The sequence below is a fragment of the uncultured Nitrosomonas sp. genome, assembly GCF_902826915.1.
Classification (GTDB): domain Bacteria; phylum Pseudomonadota; class Gammaproteobacteria; order Burkholderiales; family Nitrosomonadaceae; genus Nitrosomonas.
Genome location: NZ_CADEGP010000003.1, coordinates 18,966 through 39,591, shown reverse-complemented (window position 1 = coordinate 39,591; position 20,626 = coordinate 18,966). Strand labels below are relative to the sequence as shown.

Here is a 20,626-nt window from a genome sequence, read left to right as displayed (position 1 = left end):
ATGGAATGCAACGATTGGTTCGTGATTTGGTGCAAAACGCCCACATATTCGATCAAACCTTCCATTGACAGAATGCTATTTTCCTAAATACATTGAGACCTCACAAAGAGGTGTTACATGAAAACATTCATAACCATGATTACCATCACAGTCACTTTATTTGCTGGTTCGCTACAAGCGGACGAGGGTCATCATCATTCAGGCGCTTTCGATCAGGAGAAATTGGGCCAGGTAAATTTCCCGGTTTCATGTACATCGTTGGCGCAAGCACAATTTAATCAGGCCGTGGCAATGTTGCATTCATTCTGGTATGAGGAGGCGGAAAAGGCATTTCGTCAAGTGACCACAACTGATCCGGACTGCGTCATGGGTTACTGGGGCGTTGCGATGAGTCTTTATCATCAGTTATGGGCAACGCCTCCGGTTGCAGCAGAATTGCAAAAAGGGCAAGAGGCATTACAACAAATAAGAAAGCAAGCGATTAAAACGAAAAGGGAAGCTGCTTATCTTGAAGCCGTTGAGCTTTTGTATCAAGTCGACGAAAAAGCAAATTACGGTGCCAGGAAACTGGCATATCAAAACGCAATGAAGCGGGTTATGACGCAAAATCCGGATGATTGCGAAGCGACCGTGTTTTATGCCTTGGCGTTGATTTCTACGGCTGCTCCCAGTGACAAGACTTTTGTCAATCAGAAAAAAGCATTGAATCTACTGCAAAAGGTACTAGAGCATGAACCGAATCATCCGGGTGTGATTCATTACATTATCCACAGTAGCGACTATCCCGAACTGGCCGAGCTTGGACTGAATGCAGCGCGGGCGTATGCGCGTATTGCACCAGCAGTGCCGCATGCGTTGCACATGCCATCGCACATCTTCATTCGATTAGGCCACTGGCAGGATGCAATACAATCCAACCTGGCAGCTCATCATGCAGCAAAAGAATATGCACGAGAAAACGCATTGACCGCAACCTGGGATCAGCAATTTCACTTCATGGATTACACGATCTACGCTTATCTCCAGACCGGAGAGACGGAAAAGGCTCAAAAAATCTTGCAAGAGTTGCAATCGATTAAAAAAGTGCAGCCGGAAAATACCACAACTGCTTATGCCTACGCAGCCATTCCAGCGCGCTATGCGATAGAACGTGCCCAATGGCACGAGGCCGCTGAACTCAACGTCGACCCAAGCGATTTCCCGTGGCAACAATTTGGCTGGTGCGAAGCCATCACGCACTTTGCTCGTGGCTTGGGAGCGGCAAGAGCTGGAAAAATGGCTGTCGCCCAAATCAGTCTGCAGCGATTGGAAACATTACGTGATGCCGATCGAACTGCGAATAAAGACTATAACGCTGATCAAATCGAAATCCAGCGTCTGACAGTTGCAGCATGGGTAGCACACGCGAAAGGCGAAACAGAAGATGCTGTTAAACTTATGCGTGCTGCGGCTGAATTGGAAGACTCAACCGAAAAAGACAATGTCACGCCAGGTGCAATCGTTCCCACCAGAGAGTTACTGGGAGAAATGCTGCTTGAACTGAAGCGGCCCAGTGAAGCACTGCAGGAACTCGAAGCTTCTTTAATACGCACACCCAATCGCCGCAATGGAATTTATCGTGCAGCACAGGCAGCAAAGCTTGCGGGGGATCAGCTGAAAGCCGATCGGTATCAGCAGCAGTATCAGCAATTGGCGGCATCCAATCAACAGCTTTGATAGGGACAGGAATGCACTGAAGATTTTCTTTGCCAAACTCGGAAACTGTTTATAATAAAAACATGAAAGCATACGACTGCAAATGGTTATTGGTTTTTTTTATGCTGTGGCTGCCTCTGCAAGGTGCTGCAGCAGCTGTTTTGTCCGTGTGCGTGCAGGAGAAAAATATTCACAATCAAGCCGACAAGTCAGCGATAACCATCGACAGCCATCATCATGACGGCTGTCATAAGCAAACGGCTGATGGCACCACTCATCACGTGTTATCCAGTCTGCCATGCGACGACACTTCTTGTAATGTTTATAGCAGCACGCCGATTCTGTCGGGTTATGCAGTGCCGATGCTGATCGGAATCACCTCTACTGTTATTTCTTTGAATTCCGGATTCACGTCGTTTGATCCGGAACAACCACAACGCCCTCCACTACTCAATCTCCTGTAATCCCGCCGGTTGCTCCGGCAAACGAGCGATTTTTGCATAGCTTCTGTGCATTGATACGTATTGCGTAGCAAGTGCAATATCGCAAGCTATTTGCAGTGTCTGCTCATTTTCAATCGAACAGACGAAATTACCTGCCAGGAGGTTAAATGTTAATTTTATTCGATATTCATACGCACCAACAGTATCAAAACTTCATCTGGAGGCTACCATGAATCGCGCTGGGATGATTGTTATTGCGTTGACAGTGACTGCAGCAATAACTCACGCACAGGCAGAGGGAAAAGCAAACGACAACGGATCAACCGTGTTTACTCACTCCGTCGCGCAAAAAACCGCAACCACATCGCACTTGAGCAATAGCACATTATTACCCGGACTGATTCGGGAAACACTGGAAAACAATCCAGAAATCCGAGCGGCACAACAGGAACGCACAGCAGCACAGCAAAGAATTGTGCCGGCTGAGGCACTGGATGATCCCATACTCGAAGCAGGCGTGATCAATGCGCCGTTGGCGTCGTCGCCATTTAACCGTGAAGATATGACGATGAAAATGATCGGCCTGTCTCAGCGTCTGCCTTTTCCGGGAAAACGCGGTTTGCGCAAGGAAGTTGCCAGCAAGGATGCACAGGCGATTGAATATGGCTATCAAGAAACAATTAACCGCGTGGTGCACGACCTGAAGACGGCTTATTTTGGTCTGGGCCTTACGTTCGAGATGATTCAATTGGTTGAAAAAAACCGGCAAACGCTGGAATATTTTTTGCGCATTGCTGAAGAACGTTATCAAGTAGGACAAGGCAGTCAGGCGGATGTACTGAAGGCGCAGACACAAGTTTCAAGAATGCTGGACCGATTGCTGGGACTGGAGCGTGAGCAGCCTGTATTTGAAGCGGAACTGATTCGCGCATTGGGACGCAGCACTCAGATCGAAGCGCTGGTTCCAACACTGCTGCACCTTCAGGAAACGCCCTTGATTATAGAGGTGCTGCAGCAAGAGGCCATGACACAGCGCCCGCAACTGCTAGCACTGCAAAGCCTGATTGCGCGCAATGAAAAATCCGTTGATTTGGCGCGCCGAGCTTATTACCCGGATCTCGATGTGCGTTTTTCGTATGGCCAGCGCGACAGTATGCTGGATGGCAGCCGACGTGACGATATGGTCAGCATGACGGTGGCTGTCAATCTGCCGGTATGGCGCGGCAATAAAATCGAGCCGCGTATCCTGGAAGCGCAAGCGCTACGTGACCAGATAGCTAGTCTGTATCAGGCGCAAAGCAACGAGGTGACAGCAAGACTGCGGCAACAAATTGCCATGGCCGAACAAAGCCTGAAATCAGTCAAACTTTATCACACTACCATTCTGCCGCAAGCACGGTTGACGGTTGAATCCGCTTTGGCTGCCTATCAGGTAGGCCGGGTTGATTTTCTGACGCTGCTGGATAATCAGATGACGGTATTTGATTATGAAACCAATCACATCACCGCAATTGCCAATTACAACAAAGCACTGGCGGAGATTGATTGGTTGGTGGGTAAGAAACATGCGCACTGATAACTATCCAGGAGCTTCCCATGCCATCCATGATTAAGCAGGTCTTATCCGTAATCGCGCTATTAGCCATGCTGGCCGCAGGCTATTGGTGGGGTTATACCCAATCACAAACTGCCGAAACAACAACTGCAGCTGTAGCAACTAAAGGAGATCGTAAGATTCTGTATTACCGCAACCCAATGGGATTACCCGATACCTCTCCAGTACCCAAAAAAGATCCGATGGGAATGGATTATCTGCCGGTTTACGATGGCGAAGAAAAGCCATCGGATCAGAACATTGTGGCCATTAGTACTGAAAAAGTACAAAAACTCGGTGTGCGCACCGAAAAGGCGGAGTTGCGCGAACTGATACGCACTGTGCGCGCGGTGGCTACAGTGCAGACCGATGAACGCAAGCAATACACCGTAGTGACCAAGTTCGAGGGCTGGATACAACGGTTATACGTTAATACCACGGGACAAGCGGTCAGAAAAGGCGATGCGCTGATGGATGTCTACAGTCCTGATTTGATTGCCGCGCAGCAGGAATATTTGATTGCCGCGCGCGGCTTGCAATCGGTCGCTGACGGTGACCCGGACGTGCGCGCCGCAATGCAACGGCTGGTTACCAGCGCCTTACAAAAACTGCGCAACTGGGATGTCGCGGAAACTGAATTACAACGTTTGCAGCAGACCGGCGAAGTCCGCCAGTACTTAACATTGCGTGCGCAAGCCGATGGCGTGGTGCTGGAAAAGAAAGCCATAGAAGGGCAACGTTTCATGCCGGGAGAAACGCTGTACCAAATCGCCGATTTGTCGAGCGTGTGGATGCTGGCCGATGTATTCGAACAGGATCTGAGCATGATTCATCCTGACCAGCGCGTGACCATCCGCGTGGATGCTTATCCCGACAAGGTTTTTAACGGCGAAGTGGCGTTTATTTATCCGGCGGTAACGCCAGAGACACGCACCGCCATCGTACGCATCGTGCTGCCCAATCCTGATGGCCTACTGAAGCCTGCCATGTATGCACGCGCCGAATTTGCATCGTTTCATAGTAAAAATAAAGTGCTGACCGTACCGGATTCGGCCGTGCTGGATACTGGAACCCGTCGCGTGGTCTTGGTAGATTTGGGAGCCGGCCGCTATGAACCGCGCACGGTAAAGCTGGGCATGCATGCCGATGGCTATGCCGAAGTGCTGGGTGGGCTTCGAGCTGGCGAGGCCGTGGTGGTCAAGGCGAATTTTCTGATTGACGCGGAAAGCAACTTTAAAAGCGCGCTCAACAGTTTTGGCCATACTTCGTATTATCCAGTGTCCGGTGAACAGGAAATTGCATCCAGCTCAGCGGTTTTGTCTGCTTCACAAGTGCGATATCGTGGTGAAGGCAGCATTGAGGCGATTGATTTTGCGCATACGACGGTCACACTTGCGCACGGCCCGATAGCAAGCCTCCAGTGGCCCGCTATGGTAATGGATTTTCGCGTTCAAGAACCGGCGCTATTACAAGCGTTCAAGCCAGGGCAGAAAGTCATTTTTGAAATCGCCGAGGAATCCGCTGGTGAATTTGTGATTGTGCGCATTCAACCAGCCGATACTTTTCACGATCACTAGGAGGGTATCGACATGCTCAAGCACGTGATTGAATGGTCGATCCGTAATGTTTTCCTGGTATTGCTCAGTACCGTGTTCATCATCGGTTGGGGTATCTACTCACTATGGAAAATGCCGATTGACGCGATTCCCGATTTGTCCGATGTGCAAGTCATCATCTATACCGAATACCCTGGACAGGCGCCACAGGTGGTCGAGGATCAGGTCACTTATCCGCTCACCACCGCCATGCTGGCTGTGCCACGCGCAAAGGTCGTGCGTGGTCAATCGGCTTTTGGGGTTTCGTTCATTTACGTCATTTTTGAAGATGGCACCGATATTTACTGGGCGCGATCGCGCGTGCTGGAGTATTTGAGTTTTGCAGCCAATCAACTGCCGCAGGATGTGCGCCCTGCGCTGGGTCCGGACGCCACCGGCGTCGGTTGGATTTATCAGTATATCGTAACTGCCAAAGACCGTACGCTGGACGAATTGCGCACCATTCAGGACTGGTTTCTGCGCTATCAACTCACCACCACGCATGGCATATCCGAAATTGCCAGTGTCGGCGGCTTTGTCAAAACCTATCAGATCACGGTCGATCCGCGCCGCCTGCAAGCGTATGATATCCCATTGAAACGCATCACTGAAGTGATCGCCGCCAGCAACCGCGATGTCGGCGGGCGCGTGATCGAATTGGCGGAAACCGAATACATGGTGCGTGGCCGGGGCTATCTGCAAAGTATCAGCGATCTGGAGAATCTGGTGGTGCGGGCGCATGTCGGCATGCCTGTGTTGTTGCGGGATATTGCCCGCGTGGAACTGGTACCCAGCGAACGGCGCGGCATCACCGAGCTGAACGGTGAAGGGGAGGCGGTTTCCGGCATCGCGGTGGCACGTTATGGCGAGAATGCACTGGATGTCATTCACGATCTCGAAGCAAAAATTGACCAGATCAAATCCGGTTTGCCGCAGGATGTTTCGGTCGAATCGGTATACAACCGTTCGGAACTGATCCACCGCGCCATTGCGACACTGCAGGAAGTATTCATCGAGCAGATCATCATCGTGGCATTGGTGTGCGCGGTATTTCTGATGCACGTGCGCAGCGCGCTGGTGGCGATCATCATGTTGCCCATCGGCGTGCTGATTGCGTTTATTGCCATGGCGCAACTAGGCATTAACTCCAATATCATGAGCCTGGCCGGAATAGCCTTAGCGATTGCGGAAATGACGGACGCCGCCATTGTCATGGTGGAAAATGCGCATAAGCATCTGGCGCGGCTTAAACCGGGAGAATCGCGCACCGATGCGGTTATCGCCGCGTGCAAGGAAGTCGGGCCGTCATTGTTTTTCAGCTTGTTAATCATCACGGTGTCGTTTCTGCCGGTGTTCGCGCTGGAAGCGCAGGAAGGGCGCATGTTCCAGCCGCTCGCGTATACCAAAACCTTTGCCATGGCCGGTGCAGCCGTTCTATCGATTACGCTGGTTCCGGTGCTGATACTGCTGTTGATCCGTGGCCGCATTCCGCGTGAGCAAGACAATCTACTGGGCCGCTTGATGATTCGCGGCTATCAACCGGTTGTCGCTGGCGTGATGCGCTGGAAAAAATCCATCCTGGTGATTGCATTGGGCGTGCTGGCTGTGACGGTTTATCCGGCCATGCGGCTGGGCACCGAATTCATGCCGACATTAAACGAGGGTACGTTGCTGTACATGCCCGTCACGTTGCCGGGCATTTCAGTGACCAAGGCGGCGGAAACGATGCAGACACAAAACAAAATCATCATGAATTTTCCGGAAGTGGCCTCGGTATTCGGCAAAGCGGGACGCGCTGATACAGCGACCGATCCGGCGCCACTGGAAATGACTGAAACCATCATCAATCTGAAACCGGAGCGTGAATGGCGTCCCGGCATGACCATCGACCAACTAATTGCTGAACTCGATCAAGCGCTGCAAATCCCTGGTGTCGCGAATGCCTGGACCATGCCGATCAAAAATCGCATCGACATGCTCGCCACCGGCATCCGCACCCCGGTCGGGATCAAGGTATTCGGCAATGATTTAACTGAAATCGAAGCCATCGCACGGCAAATCGAAGCCGTGGTGAAAACCGTACCCGGCACTACCAGCGCTTACGCCGAGCGCATCACCGGCGGTTATTATCTGGATATCGAGCCGGACCGGCTGGCATTGGCGCGCTACGGCCTGGCGGTGGGTGATCTGCTCGAAGTGATTTCCGTGGCATTGGGCGGGGAAGTGATTACCACCACGGTGGAAGGCCGCGAGCGCTTTGACGTGGCGATCCGCTATCCGCGCGAACTGCGCAGCGACCCGCAAGCCATTGCCACGCAAGTGCTGGTGCCCGCGATGGGCGGCACCATGATTCCATTGGGTCAATTGGCGCAAGTCAAGCTGGTGCAAGGGCCGCCCAGTATCCGTACCGAAAACGCGCTGCTCTCGGCTTACATCTTCATCGACATCCGCGACCGTGACATCGGCGGTTATATCGCCGATGCGCAACAAGCCGTGCAACAGCAGGTACAATTCCCGCCGGGATACTATGCAACCTGGAGCGGTCAGTTTGAATACATGCAGCGTGCCACCGAAAAATTGAAACTAGTGATTCCGCTGACCCTATCGCTGGTGTTTCTGCTGGTTTACCTGAATTTCGGCCGCTTGACCGAAACGCTGATCGTGATGCTGTCGATACCGTTCTCGTTGGTCGGTGGCATCTGGCTGATGTACTGGCTCGATTACAACCTGAGCATTGCCGCCGCGGTCGGTTTCATCGGCCTGATCGGCATCGCCGCGGAATCCGGCATGGTGATGCTGACCTTCATCGATCAAGCGTTCGCCACCATTGTCCGGCAACGTAAAGCGATTGCTGAACAGATAACCCTCAACGATTTGTACGACGCCGTGGTGCAAGGTGCTGTTTACCGCATCCGTCCGGTGATGATGACCATCGCCGGCAGCGTGGTCGGCCTGCTGCCGGTCATGCTCAGCACCGGCACCGGCTCCGAAGTGATGCGCCGCATCGCGGCGCCGATGGTCGGGGGCATGGTTTCCGCGATGATCCTGACATTGATCATTTTTCCGGCAGTGTATGCGGTGGTCAAGGAAGTTCCATTGCGGCGTGCGGAGTGTAAAAGCAGATAGAAGGTTATTAAGCGTAGCGCAATGCACCGAATGATATATGCGCAGATGCCAATTAACGGATTACGCTACGTTTTGAGTACGCTGTATATTTCAGTCAGTGTTCTTCATGTGGTTAAACCGATTACCAAATTAGGTCTAGTTCAAGCTGAATAAGCAACTTTTTTGCAACAGTATTCACGTTTTTGTTTAAAAGATCTTCGTTAAAAATTGATAAATAGAACTATTTGATCAACCATGTGAGAAAAATCACAGTTCAACTACACGAAAAGATGTTTTCATATCCACTATAGGCAAACAAGAATAATTTTTGCGAATTCTCTATGAATTGCCAACCTTTAGTTATCATCAATAATGAGAATATTTAGTTAATGCGTTAATTATTAAATAGAATATCTTGTTTACCCAAAATTATATAAAGTCTTACGAAGTTCTGCGAGTATGTTCCATTGAGACTCAGCAGTGTGAGTTCATTGTCAAATCATTTTATTCTACAAAGATGGTTTTTACATTTCTAACTCCAAAAATTAACGGCAACGAAATGCGTTCAGCTTAATTTCATCAACTGCATAAAGGGAGAAAGGATCGAGACATCAACTACTTGTTGGCTGTAAAAAAGCTTTTGTATCTTTTGTTAATTTTATTGCAAGTAATTCAAGTTGAATGGCTTATTTGCACCGATGCTATCTTTCGAAGGGAGTTTTATGAATCTGATAAAAATGCTGGCTTTTATTACGCTGGTCGGTAGTATTCATGCTTTGACTTATGCTCAAAGTATATCTTTGCCATCGCAAAACAGTGTACCTAATTTCACGGCTCAGGCCATAGATCAGTCATCAGGTGCTCCTACAAAAAGCAAGATCGAGTTTGCTGAGCACAGAATTCTTGTTAAATTCAAGAGCCAGACGACTGTCAATGCCAATGCCTCTCAAGTATCGACCGATGCTGTAGAGAGTCTGAGTCAAGGTGAATTATCGGCACTCAATAGTGTTCAGGGCAAAGTTATAAAAAGCTTTGCCAATATGGGTGTGCATGTTGTTCAAACACCGCTGGCGGTTGGCAAAGCAATTGAAATGCTATATCGCAATAATAATGTGCAATATGCCGAACCGGATTACAAGGTGCGTGCGATTGCGACACCCAATGATCCCAATTTCTCCGATTTGTGGGGATTAAACAATACCGGCCAGGCATTCGGTATACCGGATGCTGACATTGATGCGCCGGAAGCTTGGAATACCCGGACAGATGCCAGTAAAGTCATTATAGGGGTAGTCGATACCGGGGTAGATTATACGCATGCGGATTTAATTCCCAATATGTGGAAAAACCCAAAGGAAATTCCCGGAAATGGCATTGACGATGACGGAAACGGCTGGATCGATGATGTTCACGGAATAGATACTTGCAATGGCGATGCTGACCCTATGGACGATCATTTTCACGGTACCCATGTCAGTGGAACCATCGGCGCTAAGGGCAATAATGGAATCGGTGTAGCAGGAGTAGCCTGGAAAACCAATATTATGGCCCTCAAGTTTCTTTGTTCGGGCGGTTTTGGTTTCGTATCAGGTGCAATCGAAGTTATTAACTATGCATTGGTTACCAAAATAAATAATAACTATCCTCGCATGATTCTGAGCAATAGCTGGGGTGGCGGTGAATATTCGCAAGCGCTTTTCGATACCATTACACTGGCTAAAGGTTTAGGAGTGCTATTTATTGCGGCGGCGGGCAATGAAGGAATGGATACCGACAATATTACTGTCTATCCTGCCGGTTATAAAGTGGATAATGTTATTTCGGTGGGAGCTTCCAATTCGAACGACGATCCGTCTTTCTTTTCCAATTACGGCTGTAGTAGTGTTGACGTGTTTGCGCCGGGTGAAGATATTCTAAGCACGATGCCCGATAACAATTATAATTACCTCTCGGGAACGTCAATGGCAACGCCGCATATTAGCGGCATGGCTGCTATGATCTGGTCCCAGAATCCTGGTAAAAATTGGCGATCGGTTAAAAGTGCGTTGATGAATAGCGTCGATCAACCTGCTGCAATGAGCAGACGCAGCGTAAGCCAGGGCCGGGCCAACTTGTTTAAAGCCCTAAAACCAGAAGCCATGAACGAACCCACAATCTGGAGTACTTCGCCTCCTTCAGCTGCGCCGGGTGATACCATTACCATAACGGGTCATAATTTTGGCGCAACTTCCGGTAGTGTTGATTTTAATGGCACATCCCTGACAGTCTTGAGCTGGTCGAATACAACCATCAGGGCTAAGTTAGGCCTAAACAGCTTGGGTATAGGAAAGCTGAAAGTAATCAGAGCAGATAGCAACATTAGCGATAGTGGCGCATGCTTTAGTGTGTCGTTCAAACCGAGTCTGGTTGGGCAAACAATAATACCGCGTGCTTGGGCAAGTGGTGCCCGCGTGGGCAGTAAGTATTGGATTGTTGGTGGAGAGGCGCCTTGGGGCATTACCGGTATTGTTGAATCGGTGAATCTGCCTACGTTTACTTCAACGATAAATTCTCAATGGTCGATGCCAATACCTCTGAGCAACACAGGTTCTGCAGCTATTGCTTCCAAAGTTTATGTTGTCGGGGGATATAATCCGTCTTTGGGGATTATTTCCAATAGCCTGCAAATATTCGATACAGTCAGCAAAACCTGGCAAGCGGGCGCTTCGCTGCCTGAACCATTGATGCAGTCTGCAGTTGTAGCCGTAAATGGCAAACTGTATGTTTTTGGCGGTCTTAATGGTTTTTTTGGAACGACAAATACAACTTATATCTATGATCCTGCAAACAATCAATGGTCATCCGGCGCGGGAAAAGGAACGCCTACTGCTTATGCCGCTGCAACCTCGGCACCGGGTAGTAGTACAGTAACGGTTGCTGGTGGTTTTGCCTGTTCATTTTTTGGTTGTGAGCAGAGCATTGTCGAGGTTTACGATACGGTATCCGATACTTGGCAGCTCGTATCTAATCTGAACCGTTCTCGCGCAGGCTCTGCGCATGCTTTTTTCAAAGGTAAGGATCACGTTTTATTTGGTTCAAACCAGAATACAACGGGTGAATACTTTAACGGCAGTACCTGGAAAGAAGCTATTAACGGACCTATGTTGTATACGGCTACAGGAACAGTTTGTAATGTATGCAAAGCGATGGTCATTATGAGTGGTTTTGATCAATCATTCTTTTTTGGCTCCTTTAACCAGAATATCTGGCTTTTGAAGGAATAGTCTAGGAAGCCGGTTTTTTTCAGTCCGGTAGTGAGAATAGGTGCTACCGGACTGTATTAACTGGTCATGAGCCGATTCACTTCGGTGAACCAGCTGCAATCACGATAGGGCTGATTCTGCAGCAGCGTTTTATAACGCTCGGGCAAATTGCGCGCAATTGCCTGGAATTCCTGTTTATCCTGCTGCGTGACGAGGGTCGGGCCGATAAACGGGGTTTGGTTGCGGCGCAGGTTCATTTTAAAGGTCGGTTGATGCGGCAAATCAAAAAATCGGATCATATCTTTTAACACCGCTTCCCGCTTCAAATCCACATCGACATCGATAAAAAACACCCGGTCTTGCCAGTGATGGTCTTGAATCAATTGCATCGCCCGATGCTCGATCTCCAGCCACTGTAATGCATAAAACTGCAAGCGGGTGAGCGATGGCGGATAGTGCCGGAACACCTCTTCTTGCCCGGTCAATGCCCAGCGGAACAAGCGTTCGCCGGTATCGTCCGTATAATCGGCAAACGGAACACGCAGCTGGCGTATCATCCGCTCGCGCACATATTCGCTTTTCGCCACCCGCAATGGATCGCGCACCAGATGGATAAAACCCGGATTGTTCAGCAGCGTTCCGGCATGGCGGTTAAACGTTTTCAGGAAAGCATGATTGGATTCAAAATAAAACGGTTCTTTGCGGCTGGCGATAAAACGGCATTTGCGCTCCAGCACCGGCAATAGGGCGCCGTCGTTATGCTGCGTATTCCACGCGATGGGCTGGCCAAACAGCGTCGGATTGCCGAACGTGAAATAAGGCTCGTGGGTGCTGTAGCAGTGCGTGATGTTCTTGGTGAAGAAATCAGCCAGATAACTCGTGCCGGATCGACCGCTGGCGAGTGTGAACAGGGCAAGTTGAGTGCTGCGCATACATTGGCTCAGGATGAAACTGCCTGTTCGACAATCACATCGGCCAGTTTTTGCTTCAACCCACGGGCTTGTGTGATGGTGGATTTGAGTTGATCGCACAGGGTCATGAGTTCGTCGACTTTGGCGACGATGCGGTGTTGTTCGGGGAGAGGGGGCAAAGCAATTATCAAATTAAAATCTGCTCTCTTGTAACATTTTTCATTGAGCTACTTGTTCCACCTGCAAATCGTGAATAGTAGTTGCGAGCAAATGATGCTGAATTTGCGATATTGATAAATCGACTATCACAAAACAATGAAAGCCGTAGCCTAACAATCTTATCTGATAGCATTAAATTCGGAGGACAATCTTCTACTACAACACTTCTTGCCACTAGCTCAGCGGTATTGGCGCGAGACACAAGAAAATCGCCAGTTTCAACTACGCAATCCAATCGAGCATCTAGTAATTTTGGAAGTGCCTTATTCTCATCCGGCAGAAACTTTCCCCAAGACACTGCACTAACTTTTAATACTCCCCAGTCATTCTCGTAACGAGGGTGATCTTCACAGTTTGGACTCCAACCTGCTCCACTTTTTTTAACCAATTCACCAAGTCTGATTATCTCCCATCCAATCGGCAATTCAAACGGCTTTTCTTCCTCGGAAATTCCTCGTTGAATCCCCCCCGGCCCCCCTTTTTCAAAGGGGGGATTAGGATTAGGATTAGGATTAGGATTAGGATTAGGATTAGGGATAGGGTTAAGGGTGGAATTAGAAAGAGGGGGGTTAGAAAGTGTAGTCGTAGTGGGATTGATTGATGTTGCTGCAACTGAGCCTGTTTCCCCCCTTGGTAAAAGGGGGGGTAGGGGGGATTTGCCTTTCTTGATCTTCCTCTCAGCGATCAACCTGGCTTTTTCCGCTTGGATGCGCTTGAGCAATTCGCTGGCGGGTTCATCGTTCGGATCTTGCGGAACGAGTTTGCCCATTACCGCCAGTTGCAGCAGGGTTTGTTTGAGCGCGTCGATGCTGGTTTCGGTGATGAACAGCGACTCGAAATGCACAGCAATGCGTTGCCAGTTGGCGCTGAAGTCATCTGCGCTGTGCGATTGGGTCAATGTGCCGAGCAGGTGATTCACCAGTTTCTTGTGGGCTTCGGCAGCGTTGTTGTGCTGCGTTCCCAGTTGATCACATAACGCCATCAGCTCATCGACTTTGGCGACGATGCGGTGTTGTTCGGAGAGAGGTGGCATTGGTACAAAATAACCCAACAATTCATCTTGCCTGATACCGGAAACTGTCATTCCACTACCAATAATATTTAGCGTATTGTAAAAATTGATGAAATAGTCAACATTAAGAAACGAAGTAATTTTTAGTGCTTTCAGGTCTTGATTTATTGCTACATCAATTGCGGCAATTGCTATCTTGCCCAAACCCATTCGGGTACAAATTAACAAATCCCCTTTATTTGCAAGTTTACTACCAGACTCAAGGCCTTCTGGTGTTATGTGATCTTGCGTTTTTTTAAGAAACTTCTCGACATTCAAATCCTTTACACTCGCCCAGGGAATATCACCATTCCAGAATTCAAGTTTATTTTTACTTGGCGTTCCACCACTCAGGATGCTTAAAACAAGATCACCAAACTGCACCCACTCCCACCCCTGCGGCAATTCAAACAGCTTTTCCTCATTGCTTATCGGCGGCAATGGCTTATCTTTTTTGATTTTCCCCTCAGCGATCAACCTAGTCTTTTCCGCGTGTATGCGCTTGAGCAATTCACCAGCCGGTTCATCATTTGGATCTTGCGGCACCAATTGGCCGCGAACGGCTAGTTCCAGAATCAGCTCGCGCAATTTCCGGATGCCGTACACGCTGATGCCATTTCCGCCGCTGCGGCCACGGCCAGATTTCTTTTCTGTTTCGGCGCTGGCCCAGATGTCGAGGTGGTGAATCCCCCTAATCCCCCCTAGCCCCCCTTTTTCTAAGGGGGGGGATGGTGGTTGAGGGGCGCGTGGGGGGTGTTTTAGTGTCCCGATTTTTGTCAGAAGCAATTCCCGGAGTTTCAGCGCTCATACTCCACCCCCCTTTGAGAAAGGGGGGCTAGGGGGGATTTTCTTCTCCATCGCCTCAAAAATCACCTGCATCACCGCATCCAATTCCTGCATAACTTGCCGGTTATCAAAGCGCAATACTATCAAACCGATGGATTCCAGCGCACGATCTCGCTCCGCATCGCTGGCTTGGTGGTCCGGTTCAAAATGCTGCGAGCCGTCCAGTTCGATAACGAGATTAGCTGCTGCGCAATAGAAATCGACGATGTAGTTGGCCAGGGGCTTCTGGCGATAGAATTGCACGCCCAGAATTTGCTTGCGGCGTAATTTTGACCAGAGCAATTGTTCGGCGTCGGTCATGTTGTTGCGGAGGTTGCGCGCGAAAGGTTTTAGGGTTGATTTGTAGGGTTGCATAATCCTTAATCTTCCATTTTGAATCCCCCCTTCCCCCCTTTTTCTAAGGGGGGAAGGGGTGTGCCTGATTCATCAAATGGCATGCCGTATTCCTGATCGGGTGGCACGGGGGATTCATTGATTCCCGGTTGATAAATCATCACCGGTTCACCGTCAAAATCCTTGTCGGCAAATAGCTCGGTTGCTTTCTTGAAGTCCATGATGGTGAACCAGAACTTGCCATAATCTTCGTTAATGCGGGTGCCGCGCCCGATGATTTGCTTGAATTCGGTCATCGATTTGATGTGCTGATCCAGCACCACCAGTTTGCAGGTTTGCGCGTCGACGCCGGTGGTCATCAGCTTGGAAGTGGTGGCGATCACCGGATAACGCTCTTCCGGGTTGATAAAATTGTCCAATTCGGCCTTGCCTTCGATATCATCGCCGGTAATGCGCATGACGTATTTGCGGTTTTTCCTGACCTGCTCGGGATTGAGATTCACCAGAGCCTGGCGCATGCGCTCGGCGTGGTCGATGTCGTCACAGAATACAATGGTCTTGGCGTAAGGATCGATTGCCGTCAGAAATTCGGTGATTTTCCACGCTACCAGTTCGGTGCGCTGTTCCAGCACCAGTGTGCGATCCATGTCGTTCAGGTTGTAGATGCGGTCTCCAATCGTCTCGCCATGCTTGTCGGTTTGGCCTTTGCTGGGGCGCCAGCCTTGCAGGTCTTTGTCGATATCAATGCGCACGACTTTGTAGGGCGCCAGAAAACCATCCTCAATGCCTTGTTTCAGCGTGTAGCTATAGACCGGATCGCCAAAGTAATGAATGCTGGAAACCTCGCGGGTTTCTTTCGGCGTAGCGGTTAAACCGATATGCGCCGCGGAGGAAAAGTAATCCAGAATCTCGCGCCAGGCGGGATCTTCCGCGGCGCTGCCGCGATGGCACTCGTCAATCACAATCAGGTCGAAGAAATCCGGCGAGAATTGCTTGTAGATGTTTTGTTCTTCTTCGCTGCCGGTCACAGCTTGATAAAGCGACAGGTAAATTTCATAGCTTTTGTCGATCTGGCGTCTGCTGATCTTGGTCATCGCTGCGCCAAATGGTTTGAAATCGTTATTCTTGGTTTGATCGACCAGAATATTGCGGTCGGCGAGAAACAGGATGCGTTTTTTCGTGCCGGATTTCCACAGCCGCCAGATGATCTGAAATGCCGTGTACGTTTTGCCCGTGCCGGTGGCCATGACCAATAAAATGCGTTGCTGGCCTTTTGCCACTGCTTCCACGGCGTGGTTGATGGCATTGGCCTGGTAATAACGTGGGGCACGGACGGTGCCATCATCAAAATAAGACATTTCGACCGTATGGCGCGCCTCGGCTGTTCCCAGTCCTTTCCACTGGCAATAGCGCTGCCACAGTTGTGCCGGGGATGGAAACTCATCCAGCGTCAGCACTTGCTCGATCTGAGTGGCTAGTCCGGTGCGATCATGCAGCAGGAAACCATCGCCATTGGAGCTGAATACAAGAGGTACGCCCAGCGTGTCAGCATAATTTAACGCTTGCTGCATACCGGCCCCTACGCTGCAACTGTTTTCCTTGGCCTCAATCACAGCCAGTGGAATACTGGGTTTATAGTACAGAATATAGTCGGCGCGTTTCTGCTCTCCCCGCGCATGCAACTTGCCGCGCACGATGATACGTCCTTTGGTGAAACTGACTTCCTCCCGGATCTGGCTGTGCAAATCCCAGCCGGCCCTGATAATGGCGGGCGTGATGTATTGGGTGCAGATATCGCGTTCTGAAAGGCTTTTTTTGTCGCTCATGCTTGTCGGATGGTTGTTTTATTTTTGTTCAATGATATTTATTGCTAAGCTAGCAAGACTAGGAATCTGAAATAGTAGGCTGAGGATTAAAGCATATCAGTTTTAAATTGGCTATCACTATGGATTTCCGATCAGATGTTGGTAGCGTGGACAGTGCATGCTCGGGATGGAAGCTGATTCCCTTTATGCAATTTTTAGGATAAAAAAGTAAAGATGAAAAATTTATCATCATGAAAAAGCACTCTGGTTACATCCCGGCCTTGCATTATCACTGGCTGACGCGCTGGTACGATCCCATGATGCGATGGTTTTTCCCGGAATCGGGAATTCATGCAAACTTGATTGCACAGGCCCATATCCAGTCTGAACAAACCGTGCTGGATGTCGGTTGCGGTACGGGAACGCTCACATTATTGATTAAACAGGCTCACCCGAGCGTTGCTATTCATGGATTGGATATTGATGTTGGAATCTTGCAGATTGCACAACGAAAAGCCAAAAGGGCCGGGCAAAACATTCTGTGGCAGCAGGGCGCAGCCACCAGTTTGCCTTACCCGGACCAAAGCTTTGACCATGTGTGCGCCAGCCTGTTGCTGCACCATTTGACGCGGCAAGACAAGCAACTTATGCTGCGGGAGGCATTGCGCGTACTAAAACCCGGCGGCATGCTGCATGTGGTGGATTTTGGCGAGCCGCATGATTTCGGCATGGGGTTGATTTCCTGGCTAATGCGCTGGTTCGAAGAGATACACGATAACGTTCGGGGGCTATTGCCAGTTTTTATGGCAAATGCCGGATTTCATCCGGTTGCAGCAATTACGCATCATCGCACCGTTGCGGGCACGATTGCGCTATACCGTGCCGTTAGACCAGCCGCCTAAGATCCGTGGCGCGTTTTTCAAACAAATGATCCTGGCAGAAAGAATTTGTTAATCTAGCGGCTTTTCAAATAAGAAGCCGATATGCCATTTAGCAACAGCAGTCAATTCAGCGCCATTATTGTCTGCTGAGCAACAAAATCCTCAGTCCATTCTTGATGTGGGCGTTAGTATGGGTCAGTATGGTTTTTTGTTGTGCACGAATATGCCTATGACAATTTGATGATCGGCAATGCCTTAACCTTGCTTCCAACTTTGGCGGATGATGCTTACGATCTTGTGCTTGCCAACCCTTTGGAAAATCATCGATCACATCGGGCTGAAGAAGACCTGAGGTCTTGTGGTTTTGTGAATTTCTTGCCCGGTTCATTAAACTGGATTGCAATCGCTAGAAAATGATCGGGAAATAATTGTTGCGTATCATAAAAAGTTCATGGTCTTGCTAAAGAGACCGCATAAGGAATTCCTTGGAAGCAGCAGGATAGATTTCTCACCACGCTCGAAATGTCAGTTGGATGGTTGTTCACATGTGCCTTAATATTCGACCGGCAACGGATCCAAACTGCGCCACAAGTACCAGGTTGCGACCGAGCGCCAAGGTTGCCAGGGCTGGGCGAGTTTGATCATGGTTTTTTTGTCGACGCTTTGTTTATCTAAGTAATGCAAACTGATCGCGCGTTGCAGACCAATGTCATCGAGCGGCAGCACATCCGGGCGCTGCAAGTGAAAAATCAGGAACATTTCCGCAGTCCAACGTCCAATGCCTTTTACTTGGCTCAATTGCGTGATGATGGTTTCATCGTCCATGTTGCTCCAACCGGTTTCGTTCAAATTTCCTTCCATAAAATTCCGTGATAAATCCTGCAGATAAGTTATTTTCCTTGCGGAAAGTCCGCAGGCTCGTAATAAATCCGGTTCTTTTGCAGCGACCGTGTGCGGCTCGATGTCAGGAATTGCACGGATGACTTTTTGCCAGACACTTTCGGCGGCTTTGACGGAAATCTGCTGTCCGACGATAGAGCGCGCCAGTGTGGTGAAAGCACAGCCGCGCGAAGTCAGCGTGCTGCCCTCAAACTGCTGAATCAATTGCAGCATGACTCGATCGCAGGCGGCTAATTCCTGTGTTGCTTGTGTCCAGTACTCGGGTGTCATATTTGTAATAAGGTGGGGAAATTAATTGAAACGAATACGTATTTTTACGTGCTAATACAACTTCATTGAGATCATTATCGCAGTAAAATTGATAATGTACTTCTGGTTTTTCTTCTATCTATCTTATTTATTTGAATAATTTACTACCTATTCTGCTGTAACTGGCGTCACATTTAAGTCTTTGTCATATAACTATAAAAACCCAATTTCTTACTTGACTATCTAGAATTTATTGATTAAAGTGGGAAGTGGTGGGGAAATATGGGGAAATGTGGGAAATTTGATGCACCTCGATAAATTTTCCCCGTTATATGAGGAGACAGCATGTTTCGTGGCGTCACGCAGCTCAGTCTGGATGCAAAAGGTAGGCTTGCAATACCCGCAAGATACCGTGACGAACTGACGTCTACCTGCTCAGGACACTTGATTGTAACTGTTGATCCTTCAAAGTGTTTATTAATTTATCCTTATCCAGCCTGGGAACCAATAGAACAAAAACTCAATAGTCTTTCCAGTTTTAGTCCTGCGTCTCGTAATTTGCAGAGATTGATGGTGGGTAGCGCCAGCGATGTCGAGATGGATGCTGCCGGCCGCATTTTGCTATCTCCGTCGCTACGTCAGTTTGCCGATCTGTCCAAAGATGTGGTTTTGGTTGGACAAGGCACGAAGTTTGAACTGTGGAACGAAATACAATGGAATTTACAAATCGAAATTGCGTTGGCATTTAAGGATGGCGATATGCCGCCTGAACTGGAAGGATTCTCGCTGTAATTGATGGGATAAAGGGAATAAATGCATATCCCGGTGTTGTTGCACGCAGCCGTTGATGCATTGGCGTTAGAACCGGATGGGATCTATGTGGATGCAACGTTCGGGCGCGGTGGGCATAGTCGATTGATCTTGTCGAAATTGGGCGAACGTGGTCGGCTCATTGCTCTAGATAGAGATCCCTCCGCAGTATTGTCAGGTGAAGCAATTGCGGACAAACGATTTTGTATTCGCCATAGTAGTTTCTCCAGAATGCAGGAGATTCTGCAGACTATGGAGATTTCGCAGATCGATGGCGTGTTGCTGGATTTAGGTGTGTCGTCACCGCAGCTGGAAGAAATTTCGCGCGGATTCAGCTTCCGGTCAGCGGGACCGCTCGATATGCGCATGGATACTAGCAGTGGACAGACTGCAGCAGAGTGGTTGGCAACCGTAGCGGAAAATCAATTGGAATGGGTGATTAAAGAGTATGGAGAAGAACGGTTTGCTAGACAGATTGCACGAGCGATTATTGCGGCAAGAACGCAGCAGCCTATTATTACCACGTTACAACTTGCTGAGATTGTCGCAGCAGTCGTTCGTGCGCGGCAGCGAGAAAAAAAACGCCATCCGGCGACACGTACTTTCCAGGCGATACGGATTTATCTCAATCAGGAGCTTGAGGAATTGGCGCTAGTCTTGCCGCAATGCGTGGATTTATTGAGGCCGGGTGGACGATTGGTAGTGATTAGTTTTCATTCCCTGGAGGATCGGATGGTGAAGCAATTTATCCGGGCAGCAGCCAACACTGACGAGTTGCCACGCGGAGTGCCGATGCGGGAAAAAGAATTGCAACGATTCAGTAAGCAAACATTGCGGTTGGTAGGTCGGGCAATTCGTTCAGATGAGCTTGAGGTGGCCGAGAATGTCCGATCAAGGAGCGCAGTGATGCGTGTGGGTGAAAGAATACAATTAAACAACAGGTAAAT

At 49.2% G+C, this 20,626-nt stretch carries 15 protein-coding genes and 1 pseudogene; 10 read left to right on the top strand and 6 right to left on the bottom strand.

From position 1 onward, the window contains the following. The first annotated feature begins 117 nt into the window (after positions 1-117). From QZV86_RS00955 to QZV86_RS00930, 6 genes are all read left to right on the top strand, one after another. Positions 118-1,716, top strand: coding sequence for a hypothetical protein (locus QZV86_RS00955; protein ID WP_295623411.1), 1,599 nt, complete (start codon positions 118-120; stop codon positions 1,714-1,716). Between the two features lie 62 nt (positions 1,717-1,778). After that, positions 1,779-2,159 (top strand): hypothetical protein, encoded by a 381-nt coding sequence (locus QZV86_RS00950; RefSeq protein WP_295623410.1) that lies wholly within the window; start codon positions 1,779-1,781, stop codon positions 2,157-2,159. A gap of 208 nt (positions 2,160-2,367) precedes the next feature. Continuing rightward, on the top strand, positions 2,368-3,714 hold the full coding sequence (locus QZV86_RS00945) for a TolC family protein (protein ID WP_295623409.1): 1,347 nt from the start codon (positions 2,368-2,370) through the stop codon (positions 3,712-3,714). Positions 3,715-3,734: 20 nt separating this feature from the next. Next, positions 3,735-5,309, top strand: coding sequence for an efflux RND transporter periplasmic adaptor subunit (locus tag QZV86_RS00940; protein ID WP_295623408.1), 1,575 nt, complete (start codon positions 3,735-3,737; stop codon positions 5,307-5,309). 12 nt (positions 5,310-5,321) lie between these two features. Further along, positions 5,322-8,453 (top strand): CusA/CzcA family heavy metal efflux RND transporter, encoded by a 3,132-nt coding sequence (locus QZV86_RS00935; protein ID WP_295623407.1) that lies wholly within the window; start codon positions 5,322-5,324, stop codon positions 8,451-8,453. Between the two features lie 701 nt (positions 8,454-9,154). Then, positions 9,155-11,695, top strand: a complete 2,541-nt coding sequence (locus QZV86_RS00930; RefSeq protein ID WP_295623406.1) for a S8 family serine peptidase — start codon at positions 9,155-9,157, stop codon at positions 11,693-11,695. Positions 11,696-11,751: 56 nt separating this feature from the next. On the opposite strand, the gene QZV86_RS00925 is transcribed toward QZV86_RS00930, so the two are convergent. From QZV86_RS00925 to hsdR, 5 genes and pseudogenes are all read right to left on the bottom strand, one after another. Continuing rightward, entirely contained in the window at positions 11,752-12,606 is an 855-nt protein-coding gene (locus QZV86_RS00925; protein WP_295623405.1) for a hypothetical protein, read from the bottom strand. Positions 12,607-12,614: 8 nt separating this feature from the next. Further along, complete coding sequence (locus QZV86_RS00920; RefSeq protein ID WP_295623404.1) at positions 12,615-12,764, bottom strand: hypothetical protein; 150 nt, start codon at positions 12,762-12,764, stop codon at positions 12,615-12,617. A gap of 8 nt (positions 12,765-12,772) precedes the next feature. Continuing rightward, a complete protein-coding gene (locus QZV86_RS00915) occupies positions 12,773-14,641 on the bottom strand; it encodes a restriction endonuclease subunit S (RefSeq protein WP_295623403.1) in 1,869 nt (622 codons plus the stop codon). Between the two features lie 18 nt (positions 14,642-14,659). After that, positions 14,660-15,055 (bottom strand): DUF559 domain-containing protein, encoded by a 396-nt coding sequence (locus QZV86_RS00910; RefSeq protein WP_295623402.1) that lies wholly within the window; start codon positions 15,053-15,055, stop codon positions 14,660-14,662. A gap of 17 nt (positions 15,056-15,072) precedes the next feature. After that, positions 15,073-16,860, bottom strand: a pseudogene (hsdR, locus tag QZV86_RS00905) (EcoAI/FtnUII family type I restriction enzme subunit R); the annotation flags it as partial. A gap of 230 nt (positions 16,861-17,090) precedes the next feature. Here hsdR and QZV86_RS00900 point away from each other — a divergent pair. Both QZV86_RS00900 and QZV86_RS00895 read left to right on the top strand, forming a co-directional pair. Continuing rightward, a complete protein-coding gene (locus tag QZV86_RS00900) occupies positions 17,091-17,741 on the top strand; it encodes a class I SAM-dependent methyltransferase (RefSeq protein ID WP_295623400.1) in 651 nt (216 codons plus the stop codon). 192 nt (positions 17,742-17,933) lie between these two features. Then, a complete protein-coding gene (locus tag QZV86_RS00895; protein WP_295623399.1) occupies positions 17,934-18,137 on the top strand; it encodes a hypothetical protein in 204 nt (67 codons plus the stop codon). Positions 18,138-18,272: 135 nt separating this feature from the next. On the opposite strand, the gene QZV86_RS00890 is transcribed toward QZV86_RS00895, so the two are convergent. Continuing rightward, complete coding sequence (locus QZV86_RS00890) at positions 18,273-18,890, bottom strand: DNA-3-methyladenine glycosylase (protein WP_295623398.1); 618 nt, start codon at positions 18,888-18,890, stop codon at positions 18,273-18,275. A 324-nt stretch (positions 18,891-19,214) separates the two neighbouring features. Between QZV86_RS00890 and mraZ the strand changes: the two genes are divergently transcribed. Then, positions 19,215-19,661, top strand: coding sequence for a division/cell wall cluster transcriptional repressor MraZ (gene mraZ, locus QZV86_RS00885; RefSeq protein WP_295623397.1), 447 nt, complete (start codon positions 19,215-19,217; stop codon positions 19,659-19,661). 21 nt (positions 19,662-19,682) lie between these two features. Next, positions 19,683-20,624 (top strand): 16S rRNA (cytosine(1402)-N(4))-methyltransferase RsmH, encoded by a 942-nt coding sequence (gene rsmH / locus QZV86_RS00880; RefSeq protein ID WP_295623396.1) that lies wholly within the window; start codon positions 19,683-19,685, stop codon positions 20,622-20,624. Positions 20,625-20,626: the final 2 nt, after the last annotated feature.